Below are 7,488 nucleotides of genomic sequence, written 5' to 3'. Positions count from 1 at the left end.
GCGGCATCGGGCCGTCGGCGGCCGACACGACCAGGATCGCGCCGTCCATCTGGGCAGCACCGGTGATCATGTTCTTCACATAGTCGGCGTGGCCGGGGCAGTCGACATGGGCATAGTGACGGTTGGCCGTCTCATACTCGACGTGAGCCGTCGAAATGGTGATGCCGCGCGCCTTCTCTTCGGGTGCTGCGTCGATCTGGTCATAGCGCTTGTATTCGCCAAAATACTTCGTGATCGCCGCCGTCAGCGACGTCTTGCCATGATCGACGTGGCCGATCGTGCCAATGTTCACATGCGGCTTGGTGCGCTCGAATTTACCTTTTGCCATAGTCTCTTTCCTTGGACGGCCTTGACCTTCAGTTCAGTCGAATGCGGGGCGATTAGCGACAACGGCCGAAAAACACAAGTACCTTGTGGCTGAGCGGATTCCCGCTCGACCCGAACCAATGGTCGATTTCAGTGGGATGTGGGCGGATATAGGGCTGCCGTGCGTAAAATCAAAGGCGCCGGACTGGCCCATTGCCGCGGCGGCGCCGCTCTGATCTTGTCCGCCGCATGCAGTTCATTCCATCCAATATCCGCGGCCCGCTGTTCATGGTCGTCTCGACGGGGTCCTACCTCGTCAACGACACGATGATGAAGCTCGCCACCACGGGATTGCCGCCCTACGAGGTGCTGCTGCTGCGGGGTGCCGCCGCGACGCTGTGGGGCGTGCCGCTGCTCCTGATGCTGGGTTATGCCCGGCAGATCCCGCTGCTCTTCGAGCGCAAGGTGCTGCGCCGCAATCTGTTCGAGCTTTTGGCGATCCTCTGCTACGTCGTCGCCCTGGCGAACATGCAGATCGCGGATTCCACGGCGCTCGGGCAGATCACGCCGCTCATCGTGCTGGTCGGCTCCTCGATGCTGTTCGGCGAAAGGATCGGCGCCACGCGCATGGCGCTGATCGGCCTTGGCTTCGTCGGGGCGCTCATGGTGGCGCAGCCGACCATGCAGGGTATTTCGGTTTATGCGCTGCTGGCGCTCGGCAACGCCGCCTTTGCGGCGGTGCGCGATATAGCCGGCCGCAAGGTGGGCGCCGAGGTACCCGGCATGATCGTCGCCATCTCCGCCGTCCTCGTGGTGCTGGTCGGCTCGGGCGCGGCGCATCTCGTCTCCGAGCAATGGGTGATGCCCGAAGGACGCCATCTGCTGCTGATCGCGGGTGCCGGCCTATTCCTGATCTTCGGCCATTTCTTCATATTCATGGCCTACCGGGTCGGACCGACAAGCGCGGTCGCGCCCTTCTATTACTGCTTCACCGTCTGGGCGGTCATATCCGGACTGCTGGTGTTCGGGCAGTTTCCCAATGCGCTCGCCGTCTGCGGCATTCTGCTGGTCATGGCCAGCGGCCTTGTGATCGTCTCTCTCGACGAGAGGAAGCGCCGATTGGCCATGGTCGCCTGACGACGCGCATCAATCTGGGCCGATCCGACAGGATCGACTCCCAGCAGCCTGGCTGGCTGCGACTTTCTTGGCCCTACAGCGTGCGCTTGCCGCTGATCTGGTGATAGGCCCAGAGCACGACGACCGAGCCGACCACGGCCACGATCAGGCTCCAGATGTTGAGACCGGTGACGCCCTGCGCGCCGAAGGCGCTGAAGATCACACCTCCGACGATGGCGCCGACGATGCCGAGCACGATATCCATGATCATGCCCTGACCGGTCTTGTTGACGATCTTGCTGCCGATGAATCCGGCGATGATGCCGAGAATGATCCAGCTGATGATGCCCATAATTCCCTCCAAATTCCCCGCCCCGCCATCATGGTCATATGATTGTCAAAAGCTCAAGACAGCTTGAAATTCCGCCTGTTTGCGCCATTCTGGGGACGGGCGGACTTGGCTGGACAAGGAGATCCACGATGGGCCTTTTCGACAATGCCGTTCCCGGCGGGAATATCACCAAACCCCTGATGATCGCGCTCGGCGCGCTTTTGGTCGGCAAGATGCTGAGCGGCAGAAGCGAGGAACCGGCCGCGCAGCAAGCGCCGGCCCCGGCGCCTGCTGGAACCGGCGCGTCCGCCGATGGCGGCCTGCTTGGCGGTCTCGGCGGCCTGCTCGGCAAGCTCAGGGATGCCGGCCACGGCAACGTCGCCGATTCCTGGGTCGGCACCGGCCAGAACCAGCCGATCAATCCGGGCGATCTCGGCTCGGCGCTCGGGCCGGCGGTGATCCGCGAGATTGCCCAGCGCACAGGCATGAACGAACAGGAACTGCTGCAGCAACTCTCCACGGCGCTGCCCGGCATCGTCGACAAGCTGACGCCGAACGGCCAGATCCCGCAGAACCATCAGGTCGCTTCGGCCTTCAATAGCTAAGGGCTAAGCAGATGAGAACGCGCCGCGCGCCAAGGTGCGCGGCGTTTTCTTGTCAGAGAGCAGAGAAACAATCTGGAGCGGGTAGCGGGAATCGAACCCGCATATTCAGCTTGGAAGGCTGCTGCTCTACCACTGAGCTATACCCGCGCCTTGCACTGAGGTACCGGATTCACCCGAAAAGCGCCATGCACTTTTCGGTCCGAGACTTTTCGTTTCAGGGCTTCCGGGCCGGCAGTGGTGGAGAGGGTTGGATTCGAACCAACGTAGGCTAAGCCAACGGATTTACAGTCCGTCCCCTTTAACCACTCGGGCACCTCTCCAGTCTGCCGCCGGAGCCATGCAACGAGGCATTTTCGCCGATCCGGAGCCCGAGTAAGATCTTCTCCGAAATCAGCGAAGCGCCTTATGGCGGCAAGGCCGGTGGGTGTCAACCGGCGCGGCGAGGGTTTTTCGAGGATGTTTCGCATCAATTGTCGCGGCCCATATCCTTAGCCGAACGAGGCGGCTATAGAAGCCCGCATGAGCGACGATAAAAGCAACAAGCCGGGAACGCGCAAGGATACCCACTACGCCAAGCTGAGGCGGTCGCATCGCGACCAGAAGGCGGGCGGCGCGCCGGCATTCCGGCCGCGCCAGCCGGTGCCCCCTGGCGAAGCACCCGGTGACGGGCTGGCGCGGCTTTATGGCCTGCACACGGTGCGGGCCGCGCTCGACAATCCGCGCCGCAAGATCAAGAAGATGCTGGTGACCCGCAACGCGGCCGAACGGCTTTCGATCGGAGAGCTTACCGCCCTGCCCTTCAGGGCCGAACTGGTGGAGCCGAAGGACATCGACAGGATCACCGGGTCGGATGCGGTGCATCAGGGCGTGCTGATCGAGGCTGAGCCGCTCAAGCCGAAGCGTCTCGACGCGCTCGGCGATACCAGGCTGGTGCTGGTGCTCGACCAGGTGACGGACCCGCACAATGTCGGCGCGATCCTGCGCTCCGCCGTCGCCTTCGGCGCCGGCGCGTTGATCACCACGGCGCGGCACAGCCCGCAGGAATCCGGCGTTCTGGCGAAATCCGCGTCCGGTGCCCTGGAGCATATCGACCAGATCGAGGTGAAGAACCTCGCCGATGCGCTGGGTCAACTGCACGAAGCCGGCTTCCAGACCATCGGACTTGATTCCGAAGGACCGGCGGAGCTCGAAAAGACCTTCGACAGAGAGAAGATCGCGCTGGTGCTGGGCGCCGAAGGCAAAGGCCTGCGCCAGAAGACCCGCGAGACGGTGACCGCGCTTGCCCGCCTCGACATGCCGGGCGCCATCCGTTCGCTCAACGTGTCGAATGCGGCGGCAGTCAGTCTCTATGCGGCTAGGAAGTTCTTAGCGAATAGCGAATAGCGAATAGCGAATAGCGAATAGCGAATAGCGAATAGACGGAACACTGCGGGTTGCTGGCCTGCAAGCCTATTCGCTACTCCCTATTCGCTATTCGCTAGGCTACGTCGTGTCCCGCCATCCGCTCCAGCGCCCTGACCAGCGCCGAATGGTCCTCCTTGGCGCCGCCATTGGCGGCGCAGGAATTGAAGAGCTGCTGCGTGGTCGAGGTGTTTGGCAGCGAGACGCCAAGCGCTTTCGCGCCTTCCAGCGCGAGGTTGAGGTCCTTCTGGTGCAACTCGATGCGGAAGCCCGGCGCGAAGGTGCGCTTGATCATGCGCTCGCCATGCACTTCGAGGATGCGCGAGGCGGCGAGCCCGCCCATCAGCGCCTGCCTTACTTTCGCGGGGTCGGCGCCGGCCTTCGAGGCAAAGACGAGGGCTTCGCCAACGGCTTCGATGGTGAGCGCCACCACGATCTGGTTGGCCACCTTGGTGGTCTGGCCAACGCCGTTCGGGCCGACAAGGGTGATGTTCTTGCCCATCTTCTCGAAGACCGGCCTGGCGCGTTCGAAGGCTTTTTCCTCGCCGCCGACCATGATGGTGAGCGAGGCGGCCTTGGCGCCGACCTCGCCGCCCGACACCGGCGCGTCGAGATAATCGCAGCCGAGGTCGTTGATCTTTTTGGCGAATTCCTTGGTGGCGATGGGCGAGATCGAGCTCATGTCGATGACGAGCTTGCCCTTGGACAAGCCAGCGGCGACGCCGCTCTCGCCGAAGAGAACATCCGCGACCTGCGGGGTGTCTGGCACCATGGTGATGATGATGTCGGCAGCCTTGGCCACCGCATTGTGGCCGGTGACTGACTTCAGCCCCTTGGCGGTAAGGTCGGCCGGCGGCTTGGAGCGGTGGTCGCTGGCGACGACCGTGTAGCCGGCGTCGAGGAGATGCCCCGCCATCGGCGCGCCCATGATGCCGAGGCCGATGAAGCCGATGGTTTCCATTGTTTTGCTCCGTCGCAGTTGTTGAGGTCGCGTTCCTTCGCGCCCCCCTCTGGCCTGCCGGCCATCTCCCCCACTTTGGGGGAGATTGGCTGTTTCATCGCCGGCTCTTAAGCCGCGGCGCTCCCCTGCCCGGCAAATTGCTGGAACCAGCCGAGCCCGGCTTCCGTGCCGACCTTCGGCTTGTATTCGGCGCCCATCCAGCCGGAGTAACCGAGGCGGTCGATGTGGTCGTAGAGGAAGGGATAATTGATCTCGCCCGTCCCCGGCTCGTGACGGCCGGGATTGTCCGCAAGCTGGATATGCGCGATGCGGCCGAGGTTCGCCTCGATGGTACGGGCGAGATCCCCCTCCATGATCTGCATGTGATAGATGTCGTATTGCAAATAGAGGTTCTTCGAGCCGATGCGGTCGATCAGCGCCAAGGCCTGGTCGGAGTAATTCAGGAAGAAGCCCGGGATGTCGCGGGTGTTGATCGGCTCGATCAGCAACCTGATGCCGGCCTGCTCCAGCTTTTCCGCCGCGAAGGCCAGGTTCTCGGCAAAGACGTTCTCCAGCACCGCGCGATCGGCGCCCTCTGGCGCGATGCCGGCCAGGCAGTTCACCTGCTCGCAGCCCAGCGCATGCGCATAAGTGATCGCCCTGGCGACGCCCTGGCGGAACTCCGGCACCCGGTCCGGCAGCGCGGCTATGCCGCGTTCGCCTTTCGCCCAGTCGCCAGCCGGCAGGTTGAAGAGAACCTGGGTCAGGCCGTTCTTCTTCAGGCGCGCCGCGACGACATCCGGCGCGTGATCATAGGGGCCGATATATTCGACGCCCTTGAAGCCCGCGCGGGCGGCGGCATCGAAGCGATCGAGGAACTCATGCTCGCCGAAGAGCATCGACAGATTGGCTGAAAAACGCGGCATTCTTCTTCTCCTTCGTTCCGCCTGAACTCAATCCAACATGACGATGGCCGTCGGCGCATCCTCATGGCTCTCGGCAAGTTCCTCGAATTCGGTGATCTTGTCGATTTCGGTGCCCATCGAAATGTTGGTGACGCGCTCGAGGATGAATTCCAGGACCACCGGAACCTGGTGCTCCTTCATCAGCCGCTGCGCTTCCTTGAAGGCGCCGGCGAATTCCTCGGGCTTCTTCACGCGGACCGCCTTGCAGCCCATCGCCTCGGCGACGGCGACATGATCGACGCCGTAGCCCGCCCCCGGATCGCCTGCGCGGTTGACGTTCTCGAAGGCGAGGCTCACCTCGTAGTCCATCGAGAAACCGCGCTGCGCCTGCCGAATGAGGCCGAGATAGGCGTTGTTCACGACGACGTGGATGTAGGGCAGCTTGTGCTGCGCTCCGACGGCCAGTTCCTCGATCATGAACTGGAAATCGTAGTCGCCGGAAAGCGCGACGATGTTCCGGTCCGGATCGGCGGCGCGCACGCCAAGCGCCGCCGGCAGCGTCCAGCCGAGCGGGCCGGCCTGGCCGCAATTGATCCAGTTGCGCGGCTTGTAGACATGCAGGAACTGCGCGCCGGCGATCTGCGACAGGCCGATCGTGGTGACATAGGTGGTGTCGCGGCCAAAAGCCTTGTTCATCTCCTCATAGACACGCTGCGGCTTCAGCGGCACCTGCTCGAAATGCGTCTTCCGCTTCATGGTCTTCTTGCGCTGCTGGCATTCCTTGGCCCAGCCCGACCAGTCGCGCAGCCTGCCGGCCGTGCGCCATTCGGTGGCGACGTCGAGCAGGATCTTCAGCGCCGCACCCGCATCCGACACGAGGCCGAGATCCGGCGCGAAGACGCGGCCGATCTGGGTGGGCTCGATGTCGACATGGATGAATTTCTTGCCCTTGGTGTAGACATCGACCGAGCCGGTGTGACGGTTGGCCCAGCGGTTACCGATGCCGAAGACGAAGTCTGACGCCAGCATCGTCGCGTTACCGTAGCGGTGCGACGTCTGCAGGCCACACATGCCGGCCATCAGCCGATGGTCGTCGGGGATCGCGCCCCAGCCCATCAGCGTCGGGATGACCGGCACGCCGGTGACTTCGGCGAACTCGATCAGGAGGTCGGAGGCATCGGCGTTGATGATGCCGCCGCCGGCGACGATCAGCGGCTTTTCCGCCTCGTTGAGCATCGCCAGCGCCTTCTCGGCCTGGGCGCGCGTCATCGCCGGCTTGAAGGGCGCAAGCGGCTCATAGGCCTCGATGTCAAACTCGATCTCGGCCAATTGCACGTCGAGTGGCAGGTCGACCAGGACCGGGCCCGGACGCGAGGACCGCATCAGATGGAACGCCTTCTGCAGCGCCATCGGCACCAGGTAAGGTTCCATGACGGTGACCGCCCATTTGGCGACGGGCGTGGCGATCGACGCGATGTCGACGGCCTGGAAATCCTCCTTGTTGAGACGCGCACGCGGCGCCTGGCCAGTGATGCAGAGGATCGGGATTGAGTCCGCGGACGCCGAATAGAGGCCGGTGATCATGTCGGTGCCGGCTGGACCGGAGGTCCCGATGCAGAGCCCGATATTGCCGGCCTTGGCCCGCGTGTAGCCTTCGGCCATATGCGAGGCGCCCTCGACATGGCGGGCAAGCACATGGCGGATGGTGCCGCGCGCCTTCAGCGCCGAATAGAGCGGATTGATCGCGGCGCCCGGCACGCCGAAGGCATTGGAGATGCCTTCCTTTTCGAGAACGAGAACCGCCGCGTCGACAGCGCGCATCCTGGCCATGACAAGCCTCCATTTCGTTGGTTGGCTTGATAGTGACAGCGCGCGTTCGAATTT

General features: G+C 63.5%; 8 protein-coding genes and 2 tRNA genes. 3 read left to right on the top strand and 7 right to left on the bottom strand.

The features are described 5' to 3' along the window. Positions 1-328 (bottom strand): GTP-binding protein (locus E5X34_RS28320; RefSeq protein ID WP_041006264.1); only part of this gene is annotated, 328 nt, incomplete at its 3' end. Between the two features lie 227 nt (positions 329-555). Between E5X34_RS28320 and E5X34_RS28315 the strand changes: the two genes are divergently transcribed. Next, on the top strand, positions 556-1,443 hold the full coding sequence (locus E5X34_RS28315; protein WP_127884139.1) for a DMT family transporter: 888 nt from the start codon (positions 556-558) through the stop codon (positions 1,441-1,443). 73 nt (positions 1,444-1,516) lie between these two features. Here E5X34_RS28315 and E5X34_RS28310 read toward each other — a convergent pair whose 3' ends face one another. Further along, entirely contained in the window at positions 1,517-1,774 is a 258-nt protein-coding gene (locus E5X34_RS28310) for a GlsB/YeaQ/YmgE family stress response membrane protein (protein ID WP_112130010.1), read from the bottom strand. 128 nt (positions 1,775-1,902) lie between these two features. On the opposite strand from E5X34_RS28310, the gene E5X34_RS28305 reads away from it, so the two are divergent. Then, complete coding sequence (locus E5X34_RS28305) at positions 1,903-2,358, top strand: YidB family protein (protein WP_292571793.1); 456 nt, start codon at positions 1,903-1,905, stop codon at positions 2,356-2,358. A 73-nt stretch (positions 2,359-2,431) separates the two neighbouring features. Here E5X34_RS28305 and E5X34_RS28300 read toward each other — a convergent pair. Both E5X34_RS28300 and E5X34_RS28295 read right to left on the bottom strand, forming a co-directional pair. After that, positions 2,432-2,505, bottom strand: a tRNA-Gly gene (locus tag E5X34_RS28300). A gap of 88 nt (positions 2,506-2,593) precedes the next feature. Next, a tRNA-Tyr gene (locus E5X34_RS28295) sits at positions 2,594-2,678 on the bottom strand. Between the two features lie 199 nt (positions 2,679-2,877). Here E5X34_RS28295 and E5X34_RS28290 point away from each other — a divergent pair. Further along, the gene (locus E5X34_RS28290; protein WP_292571789.1) at positions 2,878-3,741 is read left to right on the top strand and encodes an RNA methyltransferase; all 864 of its coding nucleotides are present in this window, start codon (positions 2,878-2,880) and stop codon (positions 3,739-3,741) included. Positions 3,742-3,835: 94 nt separating this feature from the next. On the opposite strand, the gene E5X34_RS28285 is transcribed toward E5X34_RS28290, so the two are convergent. The 3 genes from E5X34_RS28285 to gcl are packed head-to-tail and all read right to left on the bottom strand — an operon-like array spanning position 3,836 to position 7,434. Beyond that, the gene (locus E5X34_RS28285; RefSeq protein ID WP_366664921.1) at positions 3,836-4,858 is read right to left on the bottom strand and encodes a 2-hydroxy-3-oxopropionate reductase; all 1,023 of its coding nucleotides are present in this window, start codon (positions 4,856-4,858) and stop codon (positions 3,836-3,838) included. Beyond that, a complete protein-coding gene (otnI, locus tag E5X34_RS28280; RefSeq protein WP_292571786.1) occupies positions 4,828-5,625 on the bottom strand; it encodes a 2-oxo-tetronate isomerase in 798 nt (265 codons plus the stop codon). Before otnI ends, E5X34_RS28285 begins: the two co-directional genes overlap by 31 nt. Before the next feature lie 27 nt (positions 5,626-5,652). Further along, positions 5,653-7,434 carry a glyoxylate carboligase gene (gene gcl, locus E5X34_RS28275; RefSeq protein ID WP_292571783.1) on the bottom strand — a complete coding sequence of 594 codons (1,782 nt, stop codon included), beginning with the start codon at positions 7,432-7,434 and terminating at the stop codon, positions 5,653-5,655. Positions 7,435-7,488: the final 54 nt, after the last annotated feature.

This window comes from Mesorhizobium sp. (assembly GCF_004963255.1).
Classification (GTDB): Bacteria; Pseudomonadota; Alphaproteobacteria; order Rhizobiales; family Rhizobiaceae; genus Mesorhizobium.
This window is presented reverse-complemented; position numbering and strand designations above follow the sequence as displayed.

Excerpts from the sequence above, each read along its gene's own strand:
- E5X34_RS28315 (WP_127884139.1), top strand. The coding sequence starts at position 556 with ATGCAGTTCATTCCATCCAATATCCGCGGCCCGCTGTTCATGGTCGTC.
- E5X34_RS28310 (WP_112130010.1), bottom strand. The coding sequence starts at position 1,774 with ATGGGCATCATCAGCTGGATCATTCTCGGCATCATCGCCGGATTCATC.
- gcl (WP_292571783.1), bottom strand. The coding sequence starts at position 7,434 with ATGGCCAGGATGCGCGCTGTCGACGCGGCGGTTCTCGTTCTCGAAAAG.
- E5X34_RS28290 (WP_292571789.1), top strand. The coding sequence starts at position 2,878 with ATGAGCGACGATAAAAGCAACAAGCCGGGAACGCGCAAGGATACCCAC.
- E5X34_RS28305 (WP_292571793.1), top strand. The coding sequence starts at position 1,903 with ATGGGCCTTTTCGACAATGCCGTTCCCGGCGGGAATATCACCAAACCC.
- otnI (WP_292571786.1), bottom strand. The coding sequence starts at position 5,625 with ATGCCGCGTTTTTCAGCCAATCTGTCGATGCTCTTCGGCGAGCATGAG.